At 57.3% G+C, this 24,279-nt stretch carries 22 protein-coding genes; 11 read left to right on the top strand and 11 right to left on the bottom strand.

Going from position 1 to position 24,279, the window contains the following annotated elements:
- Together ACP4CD_RS15565 and ACP4CD_RS15570 are read right to left on the bottom strand one after the other, a co-directional pair.
- Positions 1-1,305: a TolC family protein gene (locus ACP4CD_RS15565; protein WP_426991568.1), complete on the bottom strand. Its 1,305-nt coding sequence runs from the start codon at positions 1,303-1,305 to the stop codon at positions 1-3.
- Between the two features lie 117 nt (positions 1,306-1,422).
- Positions 1,423-1,803, bottom strand: a complete 381-nt coding sequence (locus tag ACP4CD_RS15570; RefSeq protein ID WP_426991569.1) for a hypothetical protein — start codon at positions 1,801-1,803, stop codon at positions 1,423-1,425.
- 155 nt (positions 1,804-1,958) lie between these two features.
- On the opposite strand from ACP4CD_RS15570, the gene ACP4CD_RS15575 reads away from it, so the two are divergent.
- The 5 genes from ACP4CD_RS15575 to ACP4CD_RS15595 all read left to right on the top strand — a co-directional run bounded on the left by ACP4CD_RS15575 (position 1,959) and on the right by ACP4CD_RS15595 (position 7,727).
- Positions 1,959-2,906 carry a Tim44 domain-containing protein gene (locus tag ACP4CD_RS15575; protein ID WP_426991570.1) on the top strand — a complete coding sequence of 316 codons (948 nt, stop codon included), beginning with the start codon at positions 1,959-1,961 and terminating at the stop codon, positions 2,904-2,906.
- Between the two features lie 2 nt (positions 2,907-2,908).
- On the top strand, positions 2,909-3,526 hold the full coding sequence (locus ACP4CD_RS15580) for a class I SAM-dependent methyltransferase (protein ID WP_064025334.1): 618 nt from the start codon (positions 2,909-2,911) through the stop codon (positions 3,524-3,526).
- 78 nt (positions 3,527-3,604) lie between these two features.
- On the top strand, positions 3,605-5,581 hold the full coding sequence (locus ACP4CD_RS15585; protein WP_426991571.1) for a TonB-dependent receptor plug domain-containing protein: 1,977 nt from the start codon (positions 3,605-3,607) through the stop codon (positions 5,579-5,581).
- The gene (locus tag ACP4CD_RS15590) at positions 5,582-6,157 is read left to right on the top strand and encodes a YfiR family protein (RefSeq protein ID WP_426991572.1); all 576 of its coding nucleotides are present in this window, start codon (positions 5,582-5,584) and stop codon (positions 6,155-6,157) included.
- A gap of 100 nt (positions 6,158-6,257) precedes the next feature.
- On the top strand, positions 6,258-7,727 hold the full coding sequence (locus ACP4CD_RS15595; protein WP_426991573.1) for an ATP-binding protein: 1,470 nt from the start codon (positions 6,258-6,260) through the stop codon (positions 7,725-7,727).
- A 78-nt stretch (positions 7,728-7,805) separates the two neighbouring features.
- Here the strand turns inward: ACP4CD_RS15595 and phoU are convergent, their stop codons facing one another.
- The 6 genes from phoU to ACP4CD_RS15625 all read right to left on the bottom strand — a co-directional run bounded on the left by phoU (position 7,806) and on the right by ACP4CD_RS15625 (position 15,177).
- A complete protein-coding gene (phoU, locus tag ACP4CD_RS15600; protein WP_064025342.1) occupies positions 7,806-8,525 on the bottom strand; it encodes a phosphate signaling complex protein PhoU in 720 nt (239 codons plus the stop codon).
- Positions 8,526-8,534: 9 nt separating this feature from the next.
- The gene (gene pstB / locus ACP4CD_RS15605) at positions 8,535-9,368 is read right to left on the bottom strand and encodes a phosphate ABC transporter ATP-binding protein PstB (RefSeq protein WP_064025385.1); all 834 of its coding nucleotides are present in this window, start codon (positions 9,366-9,368) and stop codon (positions 8,535-8,537) included.
- A gap of 35 nt (positions 9,369-9,403) precedes the next feature.
- Positions 9,404-11,059: a phosphate ABC transporter permease PstA gene (gene pstA / locus ACP4CD_RS15610; protein ID WP_064025344.1), complete on the bottom strand. Its 1,656-nt coding sequence runs from the start codon at positions 11,057-11,059 to the stop codon at positions 9,404-9,406.
- Positions 11,056-13,332 carry an ABC transporter permease subunit gene (locus ACP4CD_RS15615; RefSeq protein WP_426991574.1) on the bottom strand — a complete coding sequence of 759 codons (2,277 nt, stop codon included), beginning with the start codon at positions 13,330-13,332 and terminating at the stop codon, positions 11,056-11,058. The genes pstA and ACP4CD_RS15615 overlap by 4 nt, the downstream gene beginning before the upstream one ends.
- Positions 13,333-13,547: 215 nt before the next feature.
- On the bottom strand, positions 13,548-14,534 hold the full coding sequence (locus ACP4CD_RS15620; protein WP_064025348.1) for a PstS family phosphate ABC transporter substrate-binding protein: 987 nt from the start codon (positions 14,532-14,534) through the stop codon (positions 13,548-13,550).
- 130 nt (positions 14,535-14,664) lie between these two features.
- On the bottom strand, positions 14,665-15,177 hold the full coding sequence (locus ACP4CD_RS15625; protein WP_168030164.1) for a dihydrofolate reductase: 513 nt from the start codon (positions 15,175-15,177) through the stop codon (positions 14,665-14,667).
- Positions 15,178-15,235: 58 nt separating this feature from the next.
- Here ACP4CD_RS15625 and ACP4CD_RS15630 point away from each other — a divergent pair, with 58 nt between their 5' ends.
- Positions 15,236-16,252 carry an asparaginase gene (locus ACP4CD_RS15630; RefSeq protein ID WP_426991575.1) on the top strand — a complete coding sequence of 339 codons (1,017 nt, stop codon included), beginning with the start codon at positions 15,236-15,238 and terminating at the stop codon, positions 16,250-16,252.
- A gap of 22 nt (positions 16,253-16,274) precedes the next feature.
- Here ACP4CD_RS15630 and ACP4CD_RS15635 read toward each other — a convergent pair whose 3' ends face one another.
- Complete coding sequence (locus ACP4CD_RS15635; RefSeq protein WP_071160238.1) at positions 16,275-16,922, bottom strand: glutathione S-transferase family protein; 648 nt, start codon at positions 16,920-16,922, stop codon at positions 16,275-16,277.
- A gap of 109 nt (positions 16,923-17,031) precedes the next feature.
- Here ACP4CD_RS15635 and ACP4CD_RS15640 point away from each other — a divergent pair, with 109 nt between their 5' ends.
- Positions 17,032-17,595, top strand: coding sequence for a TetR/AcrR family transcriptional regulator (locus ACP4CD_RS15640; protein ID WP_426991576.1), 564 nt, complete (start codon positions 17,032-17,034; stop codon positions 17,593-17,595).
- Positions 17,596-17,659: 64 nt separating this feature from the next.
- Positions 17,660-19,129: a polysaccharide biosynthesis C-terminal domain-containing protein gene (locus tag ACP4CD_RS15645; protein ID WP_426991577.1), complete on the top strand. Its 1,470-nt coding sequence runs from the start codon at positions 17,660-17,662 to the stop codon at positions 19,127-19,129.
- Between the two features lie 16 nt (positions 19,130-19,145).
- Here the strand turns inward: ACP4CD_RS15645 and rsmI are convergent, their stop codons facing one another.
- Positions 19,146-20,003, bottom strand: a complete 858-nt coding sequence (rsmI, locus tag ACP4CD_RS15650; RefSeq protein WP_426991578.1) for a 16S rRNA (cytidine(1402)-2'-O)-methyltransferase — start codon at positions 20,001-20,003, stop codon at positions 19,146-19,148.
- Between the two features lie 22 nt (positions 20,004-20,025).
- Between rsmI and ACP4CD_RS15655 the strand changes: the two genes are divergently transcribed.
- Genes ACP4CD_RS15655 through ACP4CD_RS15665 form a run of 3 tightly spaced genes read left to right on the top strand, consistent with a single transcriptional unit; the run spans position 20,026 to position 22,809 of the window.
- Positions 20,026-21,852: a penicillin-binding protein activator gene (locus ACP4CD_RS15655; protein ID WP_426991580.1), complete on the top strand. Its 1,827-nt coding sequence runs from the start codon at positions 20,026-20,028 to the stop codon at positions 21,850-21,852.
- Positions 21,849-22,220 carry a YraN family protein gene (locus ACP4CD_RS15660; RefSeq protein WP_396643012.1) on the top strand — a complete coding sequence of 124 codons (372 nt, stop codon included), beginning with the start codon at positions 21,849-21,851 and terminating at the stop codon, positions 22,218-22,220. Before ACP4CD_RS15655 ends, ACP4CD_RS15660 begins: the two co-directional genes overlap by 4 nt.
- 1 nt (position 22,221) lies before the next feature.
- Positions 22,222-22,809, top strand: coding sequence for a phosphoheptose isomerase (locus ACP4CD_RS15665; RefSeq protein WP_071160227.1), 588 nt, complete (start codon positions 22,222-22,224; stop codon positions 22,807-22,809).
- Between the two features lie 68 nt (positions 22,810-22,877).
- Here the strand turns inward: ACP4CD_RS15665 and gltA are convergent, their stop codons facing one another.
- Positions 22,878-24,173 (bottom strand): citrate synthase, encoded by a 1,296-nt coding sequence (gene gltA, locus ACP4CD_RS15670; RefSeq protein WP_064025365.1) that lies wholly within the window; start codon positions 24,171-24,173, stop codon positions 22,878-22,880.
- Positions 24,174-24,279: the final 106 nt, after the last annotated feature.

The raw sequence follows: 24,279 nt of genomic DNA on the forward strand, positions 1-24,279 counted from the left end.
TCACGGCGCTACTCCTACTGCCTGATTATAAAAGGCGATATTGCGTTCCAACTTGACCTCTTGCAGCTTGGCGTTACGAATCGCCTCCAAGGCTCTGGCTTGAATTTTTAACAAATCCAGCAGGTTGATCTCGCCGGCCGAGAAACTGATCTCGGTCATCTTCAAATGGGTTTCGGCGATATCTTTCAGCTCGTTGGCAATGGCCAGTTCCGCGCGGGTCACTTCCAGGGCATGCTCGGCTTCGTGCAAATTCTTTTCGAGCTGCCGGTACAAATGTTCGCGTTGGGCCATCGCATTGTTCAACTCCAGATTAGCCTTGGCGATTTCCGGCGCGTTGTAAGCATCGCCACCAAACAGCATGACGACGTTCACGCCCACGCTTTCGACATTCTGCCCGCCCCGGCCGTCGCGTTGGCTCTTTGCGCCTACGCCTAGTTTCGGCTGGTTGATCGGATCGGTCGTGCGTATCCATTCGACCTCGGCGCGCCGCCGCTCGATGATGGCGTTGATGGCATCCAACATCGGATGATCGTTGGCGACCGTGGTAATCTCGCTCTGGCGTTCGCGATAGCTAGTCGGCACCTTGGTCAGTGTCGTGAGATTGGTGTAGGCCTTGCGGCTGTGCATGACTTCGGCTTCCGCCTGCGTCACCAGCGCCCGATTTTGCAAATATTCGCCCTTGGCCAAAAGCAAGTCGGCGCGCGGCAAATCGCCCAGCTCGACCCGGCGCTCGACCTTTTTCATCAATTGCTCGGAGATCGACAGCGCGTTTTGCGCCTGCTGCAAGCCGATGTTGGCAATTTCCATATTCCACAAGGCATCGCGCACCAGCCGAACGACTTCCAACTTAACCGCTGCCAGTTGTTTTTGCGCGGCCGCGCCGGCGCGATCCGCCACGACCTGACCCGCTTCGCGCTGCCCCCATTTCCAGGTGGTGATCTCCACTTGGGCCGACGCTTCCCGCGAACCCAGATCGTCGGCGATCCGGTCGTCCATGTAACCCAATTGCAAGGCCGTGGAACCCGCCACCCAGCTGTCGCTACGCTCGGTCAGGGCCTCGGCCTCCTGGCTCAAGGCCTCGCTGATCAAGCGGTCGGGGTATTTTTCCAAGGTTTGTTCGATCAAGCCCGGTAAACTCAGTTGCGGATCGGTTTCTATCGGATCGAGATGCTCGACGATCATCGGCCCGGCCGACATTGCGTGAACGGGTGGCGGTAACTCAGTGGCCGGCGGCTCCGCCCAACACGCGCCAGCTGACAACAACGCGCCGAACAACGCGTTTGGAATATGACGAAATCCGGTCATATTTTTCTCCGAAAATGTAGGTATGCAGAAATCCAGAATACCCGATTTGAAACGGGTGAGCGCCAAAATACCGAGCTTGGCCGAAGCAAGCCGGACGTCAACGCGACGTTTGACTAATCAACAGGGAGGCGCGCGAGAAGAATGGAGACTAACACCGGGCTGGATGAGTTCCGGAGGGGGATCGAGACGACGGAATACCAAAGTCGCAGACGCTAGCGGTGCTGGGCCGAATATCGACGTGTCGAACGCATGGGAAAGGTTATCGGCGTAAAATAACGGTAAATTGAGCTTAATTGCCGAACCGACTTCAACCACGGCACTTTGCGCATGGAGCTCGTGATGGATATGGGCCAGCACTTCGTCGGCGTTCGCGGCACGCCATTGCTCGAATTCATGCAAATGCCAGCCGCCGACACCGACTTCATCGCCGACATGCGCATGCACCAGCGGGGCTACCAATTGCAGCAACACCAAAAACACCACGAGAAACCGACGCAAGAATGCAACCATTTTAATGTTTAATACTCTGTATGATGGCGGATTCAGGTAAGCTCGGGTTGTTGCCGTTGGCACGAACCGTTATTCTACTTGAAAAAGACGATCTTACCCCGACTATCGGCATAGACTTCAATCAACACCAGGTAAACCACAACATGAACAACAAAACGCGTACTTTAGCCGGCTTGCTGATCGCAATGGCCTTGGCGTTCGGCGGCATCGACGCGGCCCACGCCAAGCGCATGGGCGGCGGCAAATCGTTCGGCAGTAAACCCAGTTACAGCACGCCGTACCAGCGTCCCACACCCAGCGCGCCGACCAGCCAACCTATCCGCTCGCCGGCTCAGCAACAAGCCGCCGCGCAAAATCAAGTCGCCCGGCAAAACTGGGCCGGGCGCGGCGGCCTGATGGGCATGCTGGGCGGATTGGCGTTGGGCGGCTTGCTCGGTTCGATGTTCTTCGGAGGCGCCTTCGAGGGTCTCAATTTGATGGATATCGCGCTATTCGCCGGCCTCGCCTTCCTCCTGTACCGGCTGTTCGCCGCCAAATCCGCGCGCCAGCCCGCCGTTGAAGGCGCGCATGCCCGCGAAGCTTACCCGCCCCAAGCAGATCCGGCGGACTACCGACAACCCGCGCAAAGCACGGCCGGTTTCAACACCGATTTATTATTCGGCAAGGGCAAGGCAGTCGGCAGCGCTCCGGCGCCGCAAGCCTTCGACGCCGACAAGCTGCCGGCCGGTTTCGACGCGAAAGTCTTTCTGAACGGCGCGCAAAACGTCTATCGACATTTGCAAGCGGCCTGGGACAACCGGGATCTGGCGGAAATCCGCAGCCTCACTACCGATAAAGTGTTCGCCGAGATACAGGAGCAGCTGCGCGCTTCCGGCGAAACCCACAGCACCGAAGTGCTGGCGCTGACCGCTGAGTTACTGGATGTCCGGGAAGTCGGTAGCGAACTGGAAGCCTCGGTGCTATTCGATGCCACGATCCGCGAAAACGGCGGTCAAGCGAACCCCGTAAGGGAAGCCTGGCATTTTACCAAACCGAAATTCAGTAATGAGCCGCGCTGGTATCTGGACGGTATCCAGCAAATCGAGAATTGAGCATGGCGGCCGACAGTCGCGAGATTCGGCGGCGCTACGACCGGCTGGCGCCGTGGTTCGACGGCCTGGAGAGCGTCCTGGAAGGGCTTTTCTTCCGCCGCTGGCGCAAGCGACTTTGGGCCGAGGTCCAAGGGCAGCACATACTCGAAGTGGGCGTCGGCACCGGCAAGAATTTTCCGTTTTACCCGGCCGACGCTCGCGTGACCGCGATAGACTTTAGCCCCAACATGTTGACGATCGCCCAACGCAAGCGCGAACGCAAGGGCCTGAGCGCGGAACTGGCGTTGATGGACGTGCAGGCTCTGGATTACGCCGATAACTGTTTCGATACCGTGATCGCCAGCTTCGTGTTCTGCTCGGTACCGCGTCCGCGCAAGGGCTTGAAGGAACTTTACCGAGTCTGCAAGCCCGGCGGTCAAGTGCTGCTTTTGGAACACGTATTAAGCGCGAACCGGATCATGGCAGCACTGATGCGGCTGTGCAATCCATTAACCGTCCGTCTGTTCGGTGCCAACATCAACCGAGAGACCGTCAAAAACGTCCAATCCTGCCCCTTCCGGCATATCTACGTCGATCCGGCCAGCGGCGACATGATCAAACTGATCCGCGCGGTCAAGTAGGCCAACGGCATCCCGGTTTTACCATTTGCGCCCCCCGGTCTAAAATGGCCGGACGCTAACGCAATCGGCTTTGGGTTTATGCCACTTTCACATATCATCGCGCGAGCGCGCCTCTTACTGCTGTTGGCGGTCACCGCCGAACCGACCCATGGCGAGGAAGCGATTTCGGAGCTTAAATCGCTGTCTCTCCAGGCGCTAAGCAGCAGTACCGTGGCGATCGCCGCCAAGCGCAGCCAGGCGGTCGGCGAAACACCCTCCGCGGTATTCGTGGTCAATCAGGAAGAAATCCGCCGTTCGGGTTTGCAGTCTATCCCGGAGATTCTCCGCCGAGTGCCCGGCCTGGAAGTCGCCCGAGTGGACGGAAATCATTGGGCTATCACCAGTCGCGGTTTCAACGGACTTTACGCCAATAAATTGTTGGTGATGGTGGACGGCCGCACCGTCTACGATCCTCTCAACTCCGGCGTGTTTTGGAACGAACAGGATTATCCGCTCGAGGATATCGACCGTATCGAGGTGATTCGCGGACCCGCCGCTACAATGTGGGGTTCAAATGCCGTTAACGGCGTGATCAATATCGTCACTCGCTCCGCGCAGGAGACCCAAGGCACGCTGGTCAGTACCGGCACGAGCCAGGAAGAACCCGGCTTCGTCAGTGTCCGCTACGGCGGAAAACTCGACAACGACTTGCATTATCGCGTATACGGCAAATACAACCACCGCGACCGTTTGCATCTGAACGGCGGCGATCTGGCTTACGACGCATTGGACATCGGCCGTGCCGGTTTTCGTAGCGATTGGAGTTTGGACGCTCGCCATAGCTTGATCGCCCAAGGCGACTATTACAACGGTAACACCGACCAGACTCTAAGCAATCCGCTGGACGGTATGAGCATCTCGGCCGATCCCGGTAAATCCTACGGCGGCAACTTACTGCTTCGCTGGCAGCAGGCGCTGGCCGACGACGCTCGCCTGCAAATTCGCGGCTACTTCGACCATGCCACCCGCGACCAGTCGTTACTCGACTACAGCCGCGACTCCCTCGACTTGGACATGCAGCACGATTTCCCCTGGCATGACCATCTGTTGACTTGGGGCGCCGGCTATCGTTACGTCGGCGACATGCTCCAACTTAAGTCGCCGTCGTTGACGATATGCCCAACGCATCGAGACCGACATTGGTTCAACCTGTTTGCCCAAGACGAGTGGCGCTTACTGGCGGAAGAACTGCGCCTGGTTTTGGGCGGCCGTCTTGAGCATAACGATTTTAGCGGTTACCAGTTGCAACCCTCCGCCCGCCTACTTTGGCAACCGGCACCCCATCACAGTGCTTGGGCCGGCGTTTCGCGGGCCGTCCGCGTTCCGACGCGCGTCGAACATGACCTGAATACCTTTTTCTCGTTGGGCGCGGGCACGACCGCCAACATTCGCGGCAACCCGAACTTGGCTGCCGAAACGGTCGTCAATTACGAGATCGGCTATCGCTTCTTTCCCAATTCGGCGTTTAGTCTGGACACCACCTTGTTCTACGGCGACTATAGCCGACTGACCACGACCGAACCGCTCGATCCCATCAACGGGAATCGGACCATAACGATCCCGCTATTGATCGACAATCAGGCTTATGGCGAAACCTACGGCTGGGAATCGGCTGTGAATTGGCGACCCGCGCAAAGTTGGCGGTTGCAAGCCAGCTACAGCTTGTTCGGCATGGCGCTGCACAAGCGTCCGGCCAGTTTGGATAGCGCCGCCGAAGCCGCCGAGACCGCTAGCCCCTCCAACCGCTTCAACATCAGCTCGTACTTGAACCTGCCCCACCAACTGGAATTGGACCTACACTGGTACTACACCGGCCGCTTGCGCAGCCAAATTGACGGATACCACCGCTTCGACGCGAGACTGGGCTGGCAGCCTAATTTACATCTCGAACTAGCACTCGGCGCCCAGAACCTGCTGGACAACCGGCACCTGGAATTCGCACCCAGCCCGGACAATGCCCTGGTTGCCAGCGAAATCGAACGCAATTTTTATCTTAAAGCCACGGTGCGCTACTAAATGCCGGCGAAGCAAAGCTTCCGCATCCGCAAGCCCGGACTTCCGGGGCCCGCCAAGGGACCGCGACGCGGCTGGCTGCTGGGCTGGCTGCTTTCCGGCATCGTTTGCGCCACCGAGCAACACCAGTTTAGCGAACACGAACTAAAAGCCGCGTTCTTATACAACTTCGCGTATTTCGCCAGCTGGCCCGATGACGACATCCATGCGAACTTCAACATTTGCAGCTATTCCGCCTCGCCGGTGACGCCGGTGTTGGCCCGATTGGTTGACGGCGAACGATTGCACAACCGTCCGTTCCGGCTAATTGTCGATCCGGGTTCCGATCGACTGAGCGAATGCCAGATTTTGTTCATTCCGCTGCAACAGGAGCGCATAACGGCCGCCGCGCTGGAACAAATCAAGCCATACCCGGTGTTGACGGTTAGCGACATACCGGATTTCGAACAACGCGGCGGCATGATTCGACTCGCTAGCGAGGGTCGGCGGATCGTACCCGTGATCCAACTGCACAATGTCTCGAACGGCAACCTGCGGATCAGCTCCAAGTTGTTGCGCAGTTCCCATCTGGTCGAGTAGGCGGCATTATGTTCAGCGGCACGCCATCCATCAGACAAAAAATTCTAGCGATGGCGCTTGCCACTGCCTTGCTGACCGGAATCCTGTCCTTGTCGTTTTTTTGGTTACCGATTTTCATCAGCAGCGACAAACCCTGCTGGAGCAAAGCAAATTGCTCTCGCGCATTCTAGCCAGTAACGTGGCCGCCGCCGTGATTTACCACGATCCGGCCACCGCGACCGAGGTATTGGCCGCGCTGAAGGAAAAGTCCGACGTGATCTCGGCCCACGTATTCACACCGGACCGCCAGGTTTTCGCGGAATATCGCAGCCGCTTAAGCCAACACATGGCGTTATTGGCTGAAATCGACCAAGGGATTTCAGCGGGTTCCCACGCCGTCGACACGCTATCCAGCGACGACGCGACCTACCGCTTTAACGACGATTGTCTGGCCGTCGTCGTACCGATTCGACTGGACAGCCGATGGGTCGGGTTCATCGACCTGCATCTGTCGCTGGCGGAAACTTCGGAACATTTCAGACGCACGGTCCACGAAGCCGTTTCCGGCTTGGCGATCGCCATTCTATTTTCGGTATTACTAGCCCGCTGGCTGGGGCGGCGGGTCAGCCGTCCATTGCAACGTCTGACCCGTAGCATCGAACAAGTCAGCCGCAATCATAGTTTCAACACGCGCCTAAATGCCGACAGTCGCGACGAAACCGGCGTTTTAATCCACAGTTTCAACAACATGCTAGACCGACTCGAACAACAGGAACACAACAAGAATGCCCTGATCGTCAAACTATCTCACGCCAAATGGGAAGCCGAGCGCGCCAGCCGCGCCAAATCCGAGTTTTTGTCGAGGATGAGCCACGAACTGCGCACACCGCTGCACGCCATTATCGGTTTCGGCCAATTACTGGAATCGGACCCCGAACACCCGTTAAGCGAGGAGCAACACGACTCTGTGCGGCATATCCTGAATTCCGGAAATCACTTGCTGGCGCTGATCAGCGAGTTGCTGGACCTCGCTACCGTGGAAAGCGGCAAACTGAATCTGGTACCCGGACCGATCGAGTGCCGATCGCTGGTCGAGGAAACCGTCCGACTTGTCACCCCGCAAGTTCATCAAGCGGGACTGCAAATCGGCATCAGCGGCGGCGAAGCGCTACCGCCGGCGAGCGCTGATCGTTTGCGTTTGAAACAGTGCTTGTTGAATTTGCTGTCGAACGCCGTGAAATACAACCGCGCCGACGGCACGATCCAGGTATCGATCTTCATGGCCGAGACCAAAGTCGCAATCGCCGTCGAAGATAGCGGCCGCGGCATCGCCGCCGAGAATATGCCCCTGCTGTTTCAACCCTTCACCCGTTTTCATTTGGAACAGGAAACCATCGAAGGCACCGGGATCGGTCTTTTGATCACCAAACACATGGTGGAGTTGATGAACGGCGAATTATTGGTCGACAGTAGGCCCGGCGTGGGCAGTCGCTTCACGATTTTACTGCCGGTCGCCTCCACCGACGCCGACCAGTCGGAGCCCGGGGTTTATACCGGATACGGCGTGACCCCTGAGTCCAGTCAAGGGTAGGGCGGGAACTTCCCTTCACCGGTAACCGTAAGGGCGCAAGGCCGGCCCCTGGCTTGCGGGTTCCGGCCGAGCTCGGTGCTAACGCACGGAATTGATGGTGCGTTCCATTTCCTCGCGGCTGAGATGGCGAACGTCCTTGCCCTTGACCATGTAAATTACATGTTCGCAGACGTTGCAAGAATGGTCGCCGATCCGCTCCAGGGCGCGGGCGGTCCACAGCATATCCAACGCGCGGGTGATATTGCGCGGATCTTCCATCATCTGGGTGATCAGCTGGCGGGTGATGCTGTTGTATTCGCGGTCGACCTTGGCGTCTTGCGCGGTGATCGCGATGACTTCCTCGACGTCGTTGCGGGCGTAGGCATCCAGCGCGCCGTTAAGCATACCCTTGACCAGATTCAGCAAATGCTCGATTTCGTAGTATTTGTCCTGGTAGTAGTCGGTGCCTTCCAGACGCATCACCATCCGCGCGATCCGGGTAGCTTCGTCGCCGATCCGCTCCAGGTCGGTAATGATCTTGATCGTCGCGATCAGCATCCGTAAATCGTAGGCGGCGGGCTGGCGGCGCGCCATGATATCGGTGCATTCGTGGTCGATTTCCTTTTCCAGCGTATCGACCTGATGATCCTGCAACACCACCTGATCGGCGCTTTCCATGTCGTAACTCATGAAGGCCTTGGTGGCGAGATCGACTTGCTCTTCCACCAACCCGCCCATCATCATCACTTTGTTACGCAGCTCCTCCATTTCCTGGTTGAACTGCTGGGAGATGTGTTGTTTGATTTTGCTGTTATCCATGTTTACCTCCTAGCCGTACCTGCCGGTAATGTAATCTTCGGTTTGTTTCTTAGCCGGGTTGGTAAACAACTCGCTGGTTTCACCGAATTCGATCAGTTCGCCCATGTACATGAACGCGGTGTAGTCCGATACCCGCGCCGCCTGTTGCATGTTATGGGTGACGATGACGATGGTGTACTGTTCCTTCAATTCGTTGATCAGTTCCTCGATTTTCAACGTCGAAATCGGGTCCAAGGCCGAAGCGGGCTCGTCGAGCAGAATCACTTCCGGTTCGATCGCGATGGCTCTGGCGATCACCAAGCGTTGCTGTTGGCCGCCGGACATGCCCAAGGCGTTGTCGTTCAAGCGGTTTTTTACCTCGTCCCACAGCGCCGCGCCGCGTAGCGATTTCTCGACCACTTCATCGAGAACCCGTCGGTCGTTGATGCCTTGGATGCGCAAGCCATAAGCAACGTTTTCGTAAATGGTCTTCGGAAAGGGGTTGGGTTTTTGAAACACCATGCCGACCCGGCGCCGCAAGGCCGCGACATTGACCGATTTGTCGTAGACGTCGTCGCCGTCCAGCAATATTTTGCCGCGGATGCTGACACCGTCAACCAGATCGTTCATCCGGTTGATGCAACGCAACAGGGTCGATTTGCCGCAACCGCTGGGACCGATATAGGCCGTGACCTTCTTACGCGGCATTTCCATATTGATGCTATGCAAGGCTTGTTTTTGGCCGTAAAACAATTCCAGATTTTCAACTTTGATGCAGGTTTCGATTTTGCCGGCATCGGGCTTCTCTTCTCGATTCAGCGCATTAATGTCAATGCCGTGAGTGCGTTTTTGTAGTGTCGTCATGTTATCGGGTCCGAACATCGGGATATCGATGGCTGTTAGTTTTCGAGGGCGCGGTATTTTTCCCGCAAGTTATTGCGTATCGCGATCGCGGTCATGTTCAGACCGACGATGACCATCACCAGCAACAGCGATGTCGCGTATACCAGCGGCCGGGCCGCCTCGACGTTAGGGCTTTGAAAACCGACGTCGTAGATATGGAAACCCAAATGCATGAACTTGCGGTCCAAGTGCAGATAGGGAAAATTGCCGTCCAGCGGCAAGGTCGGCGCCAGCTTGACGACACCCACCAGCATCAGCGGCGCCACTTCGCCGGCGGCACGAGCCACGGCCAAGATCAAACCGGTCATGATGGCCGGGCTCGCCATCGGCAGCACCGTGCGCCACAAGGTTTCGGCCTTGGTCGCGCCGAGCGCCAGACTGCCTTCCCGGATGGATTTGGGTATCCGCGACAAGCCTTCCTCGGTGGCGACGATAACCACCGGCAGGGTCATTAACGCCAAGGTCAATGCCGCCCAGAGCAGACCCGGCGTACCGAACACCGGCGCGGGCGCCGCCTCCGGATAAAACAGCCGGTCGATATTGCCACCGATGATATAAACGAAAAAGCCCAAACCGAACACGCCATACACAATGGACGGCACCCCGGCCAAATTGTTCACCGCGATGCGGATCACCCGGGTGATGAAACCTTGCTTGGCATATTCGCGCAAATAAACCGCCGCAATCACGCCGAATGGCGTCACGACCACCGCCATCAGCAACACCATCAGCACCGTACCGAAAATGGCCGGGAATATGCCGCCCTCGGTGTTGGCTTCGCGCGGCTCTTCCTTGATGAAGTCGATAAAGCGCGCTACGTATTCGATCGATTTGTCGAAGGTGCTCATCGCATTGGGCCGCGTCAGTTTGACGACCCGATGCAACGGTAGATTGACTTCTCTTCCGCCGGCTTCAGCGACGACCAGATTGACGCGTTTGATCTCCCGGTTGAGCTGTGCGAGTTGTTGTTGAATTTGCTGATATTGCACCTGATAGGCCTGCTTTTGGGCGGCGAATTCGCGCTCGGTGTCGGCGCTCCAGGTACCTTCCAACTCCAGCTTGCGTTGCCGCAAGCGCAGGCGCTCCAGATTGTAATTAATCGCGCCGATGTCCTTGTTTTGCAAACGGTCGATCTGTTCATGCAAGGCCAGCGCGTCATTCAGTTTTTGCTGGGCTACCGACCAAGCGGATCCGCCTTGCGCCAGGACGTTGCCGTCCTCCTTGACAGCGACCAGTCGACCGTAAAAATTGCCCCACTCGCGGCGCTCGATGCACGCCAGATCGTCCGGATGCGCTATTCCGGTAATGTATTGCTGCAATATCCAACGGAAATCGCTACCTAATATATCCCGATTCCCGGTCTTGACCAGATGCTGTTCCAAGTATTCGGCATTGTTCAAGACTTCGTGACCGGCGGCCCTGGCTTGCGCGGTCGGCAGCAACGCGGTGGCGACCTGCTCGCCGACGATAACGCTGTCCAAGCCTTGCTGATCGCGGTAGTGATATTCGACGATGTCGGCCGGCCAAAAATGCCCCAGGCCGCGCACCGCAATCAACAATAGCAAACCGATCACCAGAACCAGGTTGATACTGACCGCGCCGGCGGTAAACCAAATCCACGGCGTGCCGCTTTTGAACCATTCTTTCATCATAATGAACTGTATTTTTGTCTCAGATTCTGCCGAATCATTTCAGCCAAGGTGTTGACCACGAAGGTAAACATGAACAAGACCAGCGCGGCCAAAAACAAAACCCGATAGTGGGTGCTGTTGACTTCCGACTCGGGCATTTCCACCGCGATATTCGCGGACAAGGTCCGCAGGCCCTGGAAAATACTCAGGTCCATTACCGGCGTGTTGCCGGTAGCCATCAACACGATCATCGTCTCGCCGACCGCCCGGCCGAAGCCGATCATGATCGCCGAAAAAATACCGGGGCTGGCCGTCAGTAAAACCACCTTGGTCAAGGTTTGCCAGGGCGTCGCGCCCAAGGCCAGCGATCCGGTGGTCAAATGCTTGGGAACGCTGAAAATCGCATCCTCGGCGATCGAAAAAATCATAGGAATGACCGCGAATCCCATCGCCAGACCGACAACCAACGTATTGCGTTGATCGTAAGCGATGCCGAATTCCTCGCGCATCCAGGTGCGCAGATCACCGTTAAAGCATAAGGCTTCGATACCGGGACTGACTTGAAAGGCCAGCCAAGCGGCGAAAACCACGACCGGGATTAATATAATGGCATCCCAGCCGTCCGGAATTTTTTGCCGTTTTTGCTCTGGGAGGAACTGCCAAGCGTAGGCAAACAGCATTACCGCCAACGGCACGATCATCAGTAGTGCGAAGATTCCCGCCAGATTCGCTTCGACGAACGGCGCCAACCACAAACCTGCCAGGAAACCCAATATCACGGTCGGCAACGCCCCCATGATTTCGATGCCCGGTTTGACGTATTGGCGAATCCCCGAAGACATGAAGTAGCCGGTGTAAATCGCGCCGAACAAGGCCAGCGGAATGCCGACCAACATCGCGTAAAACGACGCCTTCAATGTGCCGAACACCAGCGGCGTCAAACTCATTTTCGGTTCGAAGTCGTTGCTGGCGGACGAGGATTGCCAAATATAATCCGGCTTGGAATAGCTCTCGTACCAAATTTTCCGCCACAACGATTTCATCGAAATTTCCGGATGTTCGTTGGTCAGCTTCCAGGCCTTGAGGTTGCCGTCGGCGTCCTCGGCCAGCACATGGTCGGCTTTCGGCGACAACGACATTGCCATCGGCGCGCCGGGCATTACCGGCTGTTTGATCAGTTCGCGCTCGGCGGTGGAATTAAACACGCCCAGCATACCGCTGTTATCGACCACCAGCATGCCGCGCCGGCGCTGCTCAGGATTGATTTTGACGATGGGGCTGTCGGCGAGCTTGAAACTGCGCAATTTTTGCAAGCTAACGTAATTCTGCTCGTTGCGTACCATCGACCACTGCGCCAATTCGCCCTTGGAATCGCCGACCAGCAGCGAATTTTCGCCATTCAAAAACTCGACGTCGGTAATTTGCCGGCCGTTATCGACCAAGTTCATTTTGTGCTTGACAGCCAAGGCCGACGATTCGCCAACATCGACCACCGTCAGGCTCTGTTTGGAGAGCAGGTAAAGGTTGTGCTGTTCCTTATCCAACAACATGAATTCGACATCGTCGCCCGGTACATCCAGCGTTGCATCGCTTCTATCCAACGTGACTTCGTCGTCGAACATCGACTCTTTCTTGCTGAGCCTAACCAGAATCAAACGATGATCGGCGGTCTTGGCAACCAGCAGGCTATGCTCATCGCCGATCGCGAACGTCAATTGCAGCAAGGACTGACCGGAGTTGTCTATCGTCAACGGCTGCTCGCCGAGCGGGTAACTGATATTCGGCGTCACCACCCGCTTGCCGTCGGGGTAACTTAATTTGTACTCGTGCTTCATAATTACCGCGCGACCGTCGGACAGGCCGTAGCCGACGACGCCGCTGTCCGGGCTGCCGTGGCTAAAACTGGCAATCTTGGCGGCGTCGGCGCCAAGCAATGCCTGGGCTTTCACTGTCTGTCCGTCCGCGACCCGAAAAAATACCGCATTACCGGTATCGGTAAAGCGCACGGCCAATTCGTTTTGCTCTTCGGTGGCCAGGAAACGAGTCTTGCCCAAGGCCGACTCCGGCACAGGATAACCGCCGGCCGGCTGCAGCGTCGCCGGCAACAGCAACGGAAACACCACATACAGCAAATAGAAGAAAATCAGGACGACGGCGACAATGATGCTCAGACCACCCGCCACCACGCCGCGCGCGACGATTTTGTCTTTTAACAGCCGCCAACGCTGATGACGTTCGCTCGAGGCGCTCTGCAGCAACGTAGGTTTCGCCGGAATCGATTGGACTTCAGTCATAACAAGGCATGTGTAGTTAACTTGGGTTGCGCCGCTCGGAAACGACGCGGCGCCAACAAAAAAGCCGATAACCTTTAGGGATTATCGGCTTGAGCATTATACAAGATCAACGCCCGTAGAAAGGGGGAGTGGGGAATAGGCATTGATGCAAGTCGCCGTTCCTTGGTTGCATCCCTGCAACGAAATCCATGTATCGTCCATCCCTGAAACTTAGATTACTGTACCAAGGACAGGGCTTTTTCGACCGCTTTGGCCGGCAGCGGAATATAGCCGTCCTTAATCACGACTTGCTGACCGGCTTTGGACAACACCATCTTGAAGAACTCTTTTTCCAACGGTGCCAACGGCTCGTTGGGTTTTTTGTTGACATAAATGTATAGGAAGCGCGACAACGGATAAGCACCGGAGGTGGCGTTTTCGGGAGACGCTTCGACGAAGGCTTCCCCGTCCTTGCGGGCCAGCGGCACGGCTTTTACGCCGGAAGTCGAATAGCCGATACCGGAATAACCGATGCCGTTATTGGACGTGGTCACCGATTGCACGACCGAAGCCGAGCCGGGTTGTTCGTTGACGTTACTTTTGAAATCGCCCTTGCACAGTGCTTCATCCTTGAAGAAGCCGTAGGTGCCGGAAACCGAGTTGCGGCCGTATAACTGGATCGGCTTGCTCGCCCAGCCGCCGGTCAGGCCGGCTTGTCCCCAGGTGCCGATGTCGTTCGCATAGCCGCATTTGCGGGTGGACGACATGATGGCGTCGACCTGCGGAATGCTCAAACCCTTGATCGGGTTGTCCTTGTTGACGAATACCGCCAACGCATCGATCGCGACCGGGATAGCGGTTGGTTTATAACCGTATTTGCTTTCGAAATCGTCGATTTCGTTGTCTTTCATCTTCCGGCTCATAGGACCCAGATTCGCGGTTCCCTCGGTCAACGCCGGCGGCGCGGTCGACGAGCCGGCGGCTTGAATTTGAATATTGACGTTAGGGTAAATCTTGCCGAATTCTTCCGCCCACAGCGTCATCAGGTTGGCCAAGGTATCGGAGCCGACACTGGAAATGTTACCGGAGACGCCGCTGGCCGGCGCGTATTCGGGCAGAGCGGGATCTAAGGTGGCAGGCGCGGCGGCCGCGACTCCAGTCAGCGTTGCCGATACGAACCCGAATCCTAATGCCAGTGACTTCAGCGCGAAAGTATTTTTCATAAATGATCTCGAAAAGGTTTGTTTTAAAACTTGCAAACAGTTTGCCAAGCAAGCGTGACAATAGTATGAAGCGAATATGACAGTTTTGTGACAATTGCCGGCGAATTGTAGGCCTAGCCGGCCGCCGGCGTCATTCACGCCTAACCGCGCTATCGGCTACGGCGCGGCGTAACGTCAAAAACCGATAGCCGAAATCGACGGAGGGGTCGTCGTCGACTTCCTCGGATTCGACCTCAAGCCAGGCCTCGGCATCGATTTCCGGAAAAAACGTGTCGCCGGCGAAATCCCGGTCTATGCAGGTCAAATACAAGCAGTCGGCCCGGTCCAGCAAGGCCCGGTAAAGTTCGGCGCCGCCGATCACGAATACCTCGTCATTGTCCCGGCAATGCGCCAGCGCCGCGTCGATGCCGGTAAAGACCAGACAACCCTCGGCCCGGTAATCGCTCGCGCGGCTGACCACCAGATTTTCCCGACCCGGCAGCGGCCGGCCGATCGCCTGATGGGTTTTACGCCCCATTAAAACCGGTTTGCCCAGCGTGATGCGTTTGAAGCGCCGCAAGTCGGCCGACAAATGCCAGGGCATACGGCCGTCCAAGCCGATCGCCCGATTGGACGACATCGCGACGATCAGTGAAATTTTCATGGAGTGGGTTAAGATGGCTAGCCTTGTTCAAACCGAAGATGATACTAGACATCAGCCCATGAAGAAAAACATACTGGTGGTATTTACCGGCGGCACGATAGGCTCCAAATCGGAGGCGGGCACGATAAACACCTCGGCCGACGCCGGCTTCGCGTTGTTGCAACGCTACCGGCAAAGCCACCCGGACATTGCCGAAACCGTGACGTTTTCCAGTATGCAGCCGTTTGGCATACTATCGGAAAATCTACACCCCAGCCATTGGCGATCCATGGTCTCCGCGATAGAAGCCCTGGATCTGGCGAGTTTCGCCGGTATCATCGTTACCCACGGCACCGACACCCTGGCGTTTTCCGCCGCGATGCTGGCGCTGTACTTCAACCGTTTGCCTATACCGCTGGTACTGGTCTCCAGCGATAAACCGCTTGCCGATCCGCGGGCTAACGGGCTGGATAATTTCAGTTGCGCGGTTTCTTATATCCGCGACATCGGCACGGCCGGCGTGTTTGCGGCGTATCGCAACCCAGGCGGCGTGATGCGCTTACATCTGGCCAGTCGCCTGTCCTCCTGTCTGCCGCTAGGTAGCGATTTCATCAGCGCTCAATCCCGGCCCTACGCGACCTATTCGCCCGACGGTTTCGAATTCCATCATCCGCTGTCGCCACGTAGCCCGTACGCGCTAAAACCTTACTTCTCGAAAAAATTGCTGGTGATCCGCCCCTATCCCGGCTTGAATTACCGCGACTTCCGTCTGGATGGCTGCGATGCAGTGCTGCACGACCTGTACCACTCCGGCACCGCCTGCGTATCGGCCGAGGCTGGCGCCGAATACAACCTTATCGAGTTCACCGCCGCGTGCCGGCAGCGCGGCATTCCGCTGTATCTGGCCCCGGCGCTGTATTCGGACGACGCTTACGCCTCGACCCGCGCATTGCTTTCGGCCGGCGCCGAAATGGTTTGGAATATATCGCTGGAAGCGGCTTACGCCAAACTCATACTGGCGCTCGCCAATTTCGGCTCGCCCCAGGCCATCTCCGCGTTTTTGAGCGCCGACGTCGCCTGGGAACATCTGAGTTAAGGCCAGCCCGTCTTCCCGACAATTAACGTGCGAAAAACTTCGCCAGAGCTTCGGCTCGTCCCGCCGACACCGTTTGCGCATGCGGACGACTTTCGATCAGCGCGATGTAAGCGGCAACGTCGGGCAAATGCTCCGCCACTAAATCGACGCCGTAAATCTTCTGCGTCACGAACCCCACCAATTGCAAGTGCGGCCAGGCGATCACGTCGGCCAACGTGAAGTGCTCGCCCAGCGCGTAAGGGCTCCGGGGCATGATGCGGTTCAGACCTTTCAAACCGTTTTCCACCTTGGTTTTTACCTCGTCCTTAACCTCCTGGGACACGGCGGTGCCGAACAACACTTCGCCGTAGAGGCGGCGAGCGATCAGTTCGACGTTCAATTCGATATGTTGAATGAATTCGCGGCATTTCGCGCGTTGGTAAGGATCGGCCGGATACAGAGGATACTCGGGGAAGGCGTCTTCCAAATACTCGAGTATGGCTTGAGATTCCGACAAATAACCGTCGGCGGTCTTAATGAACGGGATTTTGCCGAGCGGGGAGCGCTTCAATACCGTTTCGTCCTGACTAGGCCGCACCAATTCTTCATTGAACGGCAGGTTTTTCTCTAAAAGCGCGAATTTGACCTTGTTGTAATAATTGCTGATCGCAAAACCGTACAGAGTAATCATGCTGTTGTCTCCCTTGGTTGAAAAACGACCGATCCAAACAGACCGGTCAGTCTATTGAAATAATACAGACCGGTCGGTATAGTTGCAACATCGTTTTTCTCTCGCCGCCATGACCCGCAATCTGCAAGAACATATCCTGAATGTCGCCTCGGAGCTGTTTTACAGCCAGGGCATAAAAACCACCGGTGTCGATGCCGTCGTCAAAGCGGCCGGCACCACCAAAATGAGTTTGTACAAATATTATCCGTCGAAAGACGATCTGGTGTTGGCGCATTTGCGCAAGAGCCGGGCCAAACTTCAGGCTTACATCCAAGAATATTTGTTCAAGGCCGGTACCGATCCGGGGCGACAACTGCTGGCGGTTTTCGATGCTTTCGGGGATTTGCAGGCCAACCCGGCGTTTCGCGGCTGCCCGTTTATCAACGCCGCCGCCGAATTCGCCGACTCCGCCAGTCCGATTCAACAAACCGCCGCCGAATTTTCGGAAGGCTTTCGCGCGCTGTTATCCGATTTAGCCGCTCGGGCCGGCGTCCGAGATCCGGAGCCGTTATCCAAACAGTTGGCGATGTTGATCGCCGGCGCGATGGTCGGCGAGCAAATGCGGCGCGGCACCGAACACATGCGCTTGGCGCGCGAGGCCGCCGAAATCCTGATCGCATCGGCCCGCGATTGAGCCATTTCGCTCGCGCCTGCAACGATTACAATAAGCGCCGCCCTCGTTTCCCCGGTTTCATCAAGTGAATCTCCGCCAACTGGTTTCCCAAACCGCCATCTACGGCCTGAGCAGCATTGTCGGCCGCTTCTTGAATTATCTGTTGGTCCCGCTTTACACCTACACCTACAGCGCCGCGGAATACGGCGTGGTCTCCGAGTTTTACGCCTACGCCGGCTTCTTCGCGGTCGTGTTGGCGTTGGGCCTGGAAACCGGTTACTTTCGGTTTCGGCAAAATCCCGCTTACGCCAGCGACGCGATTTATGCTAACGCTCTTAGTTTGCTGACCTTGGCCAACGCCGGATTCCTCGCCGCCGTCGCTTACTGGCGCCAGGACTTGGCGGATTGGCTGCGCTATCCGGATCATCCGGAGTATCTGGTCTGGTTTGCCGCGATTTTGGCGCTGGACGGCATCACCGCGCTGCCGTTCGCCCGATTGCGCGCCGAAAACCGCGTCTGGCGTTTCGCCGGCATCAAATTGAGCGAAATCGCGATGACGATCGCGCTGAATCTATTTTTCCTGTTGCTATGCCCAAAACTGGCGCAACACTGGCCGGACGCGGCGTGGTTACGCTTTTACGACCCCACCTTGGGCGTGGGCTACATCTTCATCGCCAATCTGATCGCCAGTCTGACGAAATGGCTGCTGCTGATTCCGCAATTCCGCCGGATACCGGTCAACCTGAATCCGGCGCTGCTCGGCCCCATGCTGCGCTATTCGCTACCGATGGTGGTGATCGGCTTCGCCGGCATGGTTAACGAAATGCTGGACCGGGCCATCCTGAAAATCCTGCTACCTTACGATCTGTCCACCAACCTGAAACTGCTGGGCATCTACGGCGCCTGTTACAAACTATCGATTCTGATGAGCCTGTTCGTTCAGGCCTTCCGCTACGCCGGCGAGCCGTTCTTTTTTGCCTACGCCGGCCGCGCCGATGCCAAGCGGGCTTACGCGCTGGTGATGCGCTATTTCGTCATCGCCGGGGTGTTCATCTTTTTATTGGTGACGCTGTTTATCGACTTTTTCCAATATTTCATCGGCGCCGAATATCGAGCCGGCCTGGAAGTCGTCCCCATCCTGTTAATGGCTAATCTGTTGCTCGGTATCTATGTGAATTTGGCGGTCTGGTACAAACTCGGCGACCGCACCGGCCTCGGTGCCTGGGTATCGCTGGCCGGTGCTGCGTTGACGGTAGTCTTGAATCTTTATTGGATACCGCTTTGGGGCTACATCGGCTCGGCCTGGGCCACGCTGGCTTGCTATGCCTTCATGGCGGCGGCTTCCTGGCTGCTGGGACGGCACTATTACCCGGTTCCGTATCCGTTGGCACGGATGTTCAGTTACTTGATCCTAGGGTTGGGCTTGTACGTCGCCAATCGCTGGACCCTAAGCGAATTCCATTGGAACGCCTGGCTGAGTGGCGGCCTGGGCTTAACGATTTATCTGACGGTCGTCGCGGCCTTCGATCTGAAACCCCTAATCCGTCGAAGCTGAGCCGTGGCAACGTAGGTTAATCGGCGGCGTTGGCGCCGCCCTGCATCGCCAACGCCGCTTGATACAGCAACTTTTTACGCTGCCCGGTGATGTCCGCCGCCAACGCGGCGGCGGTTTTCGTCGAGCACTCCGTCAACAACAAGGCCAGAATCCGCCGCTCTTCGTCGCTGATTTCGCCAGCGGTTTCCGGCGCTTGATAGCCGGCGACGATAACCACAAACTCGCCCTTGCGCATGTTTTCGTCGGTTCTAACGCGCTCGGCAACCTTGTCCAAGCGATCGCCGACGATGGTCTCGTGCAATTTGGTGATTTCCCTGGCCACGACGATGGGATGTTCCGGCGGAAACACCGTCAGCATATCGGCCAACGCATCCTCTATCCGATGGCTGGACTCGTAGAAGGCCCAGGTCGAAGTATCGCTTAATTTTGTTTCGAAAAAGCCTTTGCGAGCCGACGAGGTGCGCGGCAAAAACCCTTCGAAACTGAAGCGGCTGGTCGGCAAGCCGGCGGCCGAGAGCGCGGCAATCAACGCGCAAGGGCCGGGAATGGGCACGACATCGATGTGTTGGCGTCGCGCTAGTTGTACCAAGGGTAGGCCAGGATCGCTGATCAGCGGCGTGCCGGCATCCGAGACCAGTGCCACAGACTGGCCGTCTTGAATTTTGGCGATCAAGCCCGCCGAGGCATGCTCTTCGTTGTGCTGGTGCAGCGATTGCAACGGCTTGCCGATGCCGTAGTGCTGCATCAGCAGCTTGGCGTGGCGGGTATCCTCGGCGGCGATCAAATCGACGCACTTCAAAACCTCGACGGCTCGAAAGCTGAGATCGGCCAGATTCCCTATCGGCGTGGCGACCACGTATAATTTCCCGGACATTTCCGCTGCAGGCCCTCTTGCCATGTCTGATTTTAAATTCGCCGCCATTATGCCCGCTCGCCTGGTCGCCTGCTGGGTTTTCGGGCTGTTATTGACGGCCTGCGCCGAAGAGCCGGTGAAATCCGTCAAACCTCAGGCCGCGCGGACCAAGTCGGCGGCGAAACGCGGCAAGCCCAACGAACCGGCCCAAAGCTACCGAATGACGGACAACCAGAACGGCTTGCATTTGCTCGATGCCGATACCCGCATACAGGCCGGCGACAGCGAAGCCGCGCAAAAAGCCCTGGACCGGATCAATCCGGAGCAGCTAACGCCCGAGCAACTGAGCAAGTATAAACTGCTCGACGCGCAAATCTCGTTGAGCGCCGGAGACGCCGAACGAGCGTTGCACAAACTGGAAGGCACCCGGCCGGCGGTGTTGGCCGAAGGCGACCGAATTGCTTACTATCAGTCCCTGGCCTTCGTGCATGCCTTGCTCGGCGACGTCCTGCCCTCGGTACGCGCCCGCTTGAAGCTCGGCCAATTACTGCAAGCCCCGGAACAGCAAAGGCAGAATATCGCGGCAATCCTGGACGCATTAAGCGTACTGCCGGTGGAAACCTTGAATGCATCTGCGCCGGTGGCCGACGAACTGGGCGGCTGGATGGCGCTGGCCAAGATCCTGAAGCAGCAAGGTTCGCCGGGTTTCGATTTGAGCGGGCAAATCGCCGGCTGGCGGCAAGCCTATCCCTACCATCCGGCCAACGCCGAATATCTGCAAACTTACCTGACTGCGCCGGCGGCCCCGGCCGAACCCGCGCCGAGTGAATCCGCTATTGGCCCGGCCTCGGCAACCTCCGCCGCCGGCGCCAACCTAGCCGTGTTGTTACCCAGTGCCGGTCCTTACGCACCCGCCGCGAAAGCCATCACGGAGGGTTTGTCGGTGGCCCACCGCTTGGCGGCCAGTGCCGCGCCGCAACCGGGATTGAAGTTTTACGACACCAGCCAGGGCGAACCGGGCGAACTGTACCGCAAGGCCATCGCCGAGGGCGCCGGCCTGGTGATCGGCCCGTTGGTTAAGGAAGACATTCAAAGCTTGGCGCTATCCGGCGAACTGACGATACCGGTGCTGGCGTTGAACCAGGTCGACAATCTCGGCAAGGCCAACCTGTACCAATTCGGTCTGAGTCCGCAAGACGAAGCAGAGCAACTGGCGCGAAAAGCCCGCCGCGACGGCCTGCAAAACGCGGTGTTTCTGGTGCCGAATACCCCACAGGGCCAGCGCGTCGGCCATTTTTTGACCTCGGCCTGGCAAGCCGGCGGCGGCAGCGTTGTAGGTCTGGAACAATACGACCCCAAGCAGCACGATTTCTCGGGATCGGTCGCCACTTTGCTGGCGCCCTCGGTCAGTATCGACGGTAAGAAGCAACCGTTGGCGGTATTCGTCAGCGCCAGCCCGGAAGTCGCCCGCGAATTGGCGCCGCAGCTCAAGTACCCGCAAAGTGCCGAATTGTCGATTTACGCGATGCCCAACCTTTACAGCGGCCGGCAAAATCCGGTGCGGGACGTGGACTTGGGCGCCATCCGCTTTTGCGACATGCCATGGTTGTTCGGCGAATACTATCCCGGCCCGCTGAGCCAGTCGGCGTTGCAAAACATCTGGCAAGGTCTGTCGGACAGCCAAATCAAACTGGTGGCGCTGGGCGTGGACGCCTACAATCTGAGCGGGCAATTGAACCAGTTAGCCGGCGGCGCTTATGCCGGCGCCACCGGACGCTTGTCCTTGACCGGCGAAAACCGGATCGGCCGGGCGCTGGTCTGCGCGCAATTCAAGGCCGGCGTGCCGATCGCCGACGGATTTTTGAATTGATCCGTTTCGGCAAACCCAAACCCGCCCATTTGCAAAGCGGCGCGGACGCCGAGCGCTTGGCACTGAACCATTTGCAAGGCCAAGGATTGATCTGGGTGTGCAGCAATTTCCGCTGCAAAGGCGGCGAATTGGATCTGGTAATGCGCGATGGCGAAATGCTGGTCGTCGTCGAAGTTCGCTACCGCAAATCCGAACAATACGGCGGAGCCCTGGCCAGTATCACGCCGCAAAAGCAGGCCCGGATCATCGCCGCCACTCAGCACTATGTCATAATCCACAAGCTAAACCACCTATCGGTTCGCTTCGATGTAGTGGCCGTCTCCGGCGACAAGCATCTCCATTGGATCAAAAACGCATTTCAAACCTAACATGAGCTTACAAGACCGCATCATCAGTCACTTCTCCGACAGCATCCAAACCAAGCAAGATTCGATGGCCAGTTTGTGCGAGTTGATCGAATTCGCCTCGCAGAAAATTGTCGAGGCCTTGGTCAACGACCGGAAGGTATTAACCTGCGGCAACGGCGGCTCGGCCGGCGACGCCCAACATTTCTCGTCGGAAATGCTGAACCGCTTCGAGCGCGAACGGCCGGCCTTACCGGCGATTGCGTTGAGCACCGATACCTCAACCATCACCTCGATCGCCAACGACTACCACTACGACGAAATCTTCGCCAAACAACTCCGCGCGCTGGGACAGGCCGGCGACATCTTGTTGGTTTATACCAGTAGTGGCAATTCCGGCAATATCGTCAAGGCCGTGAAAGTCGCGCACGACCGCGACATGACCGTGATCGCGCTGAGCGGCAAGGATGGCGGAATATTGGCCGGCGCATTGAACGAAGCCGATATCGAAATCCGCGTGCCGTCCTATTCCACGGCCCGGATTCAGGAAGTCCACTTGTTGATTTCGCATTGTTTGTGCGATTTGATCGACCACCAATTATTTGGCGGCTAACCTAAGCGATCGAGCAAGAGTTTGGCGGAACGCGGCCGGCGCGCGCCGGCCGCTGGCGGCCTTAAGAGCTAGCGGCCGGAGATAAACTTGACATCGCGCTTGCCGACCCCGCGATATAGCTGGCGCGGCCGGCCGATCTTCAGCTCCGGATCCGAAATCATTTCGTCCCACTGCGCGATCCAACCCACCGAACGGGCCAGCGCAAAAATCGCGGTAAACATCTCGGTCGGGATGCCCAGCGCCCGCAACACGATACCCGAGTAGAAATCGACATTGGGGTAAAGTTTTTTCTCGACGAAATACGGATCTTCCAGCGCGATGCGTTCCAATTCCATCGCCAGCTTGAACAGGCGATCGTCGTTTAAATTCAATTCGTCCAACACTTCGTGGCAGGTTTGCCGCATCAGTTTGGCGCGCGGGTCGTAATTTTTGTAGACCCGATGCCCAAACCCCATCAAGCGGAACGAGTCGTTTTTGTCCTTGGCCCGCGCCACGTATTCGCCAATTCGGGAGACATCGCCGATCTGCTCCAACATGTTCAACACCGCTTCATTGGCGCCGCCATGCGCCGCGCCCCACAAGCAAGCGATGCCCGCCGCGACGCAGGCATAGGGGTTCGCCCCACTGGAACCCGCCAGACGCACCGTCGAGGTCGATGCGTTTTGTTCGTGATCGGCGTGCAGGATCAGGATGCGATCCAGCGCGCGGGTAAGCACCGGATTGGCGATGTAATCGTCGTACGGATCGCCGTGCATCATGCGCATGAAGTTTTCGGCGTAACCCAAGCGGCGCTTGGGATATATGAAGGGTAGGCCGATGCTGTACTTGTAACACATCGCCACGATGGTCGGCATTTTCGCGATCAGCCGGATTGCCGACATGTAACGATCCTCACGACTGTTGATGTCCATGACGTCGTGATAGAAAGCCGACAGCGCGCCGACCACGCCAACCAGCACCGCCATCGGGTGGGCATCGCGGCGAAAACCGTTGTAGAACTTGGTCAATTGTTCGTGCACCATCACGTGTTGACTGACCGTCGTGACGAAATTCTTCATTTCCGCGCCGTTGGGCAAATCGCCGTTCAGCAATAGATAGCAAACCTCCAAAAAGTCGCACTTTTCAGCCAATTGCTCGATCGGATATCCGCGATACAGCAAGACGCCCTCGTCGCCGTCGATGAAAGTGATCTTGGACGTACAACTGGCCGTGGAGGTAAAACCAGGGTCGTAAGTAAAATGGCCGGTCTGCGCGTACAGCGAGCGAATGTCGATCACCGAAGGCCCCAAGGTACCGGGCATCACCGGCAATTCGTAGTGCTGGTCCTGATCGTCCCGTTTTATCGTCACTTTTCTGTCAGTCATCGGGGAATTCTCCTGAAAGCTTGCGTTTAATGGCGGTGATGCAGCTATTCTATTGCAAACAGCAAATAAACACAGCCGAAAATCGGGATTGTTCACGAATTGACTA

Source organism: Methylomonas stagni, from assembly GCF_050154735.1.
GTDB lineage: Bacteria > Pseudomonadota > Gammaproteobacteria > Methylococcales > Methylomonadaceae > Methylomonas > Methylomonas koyamae_A.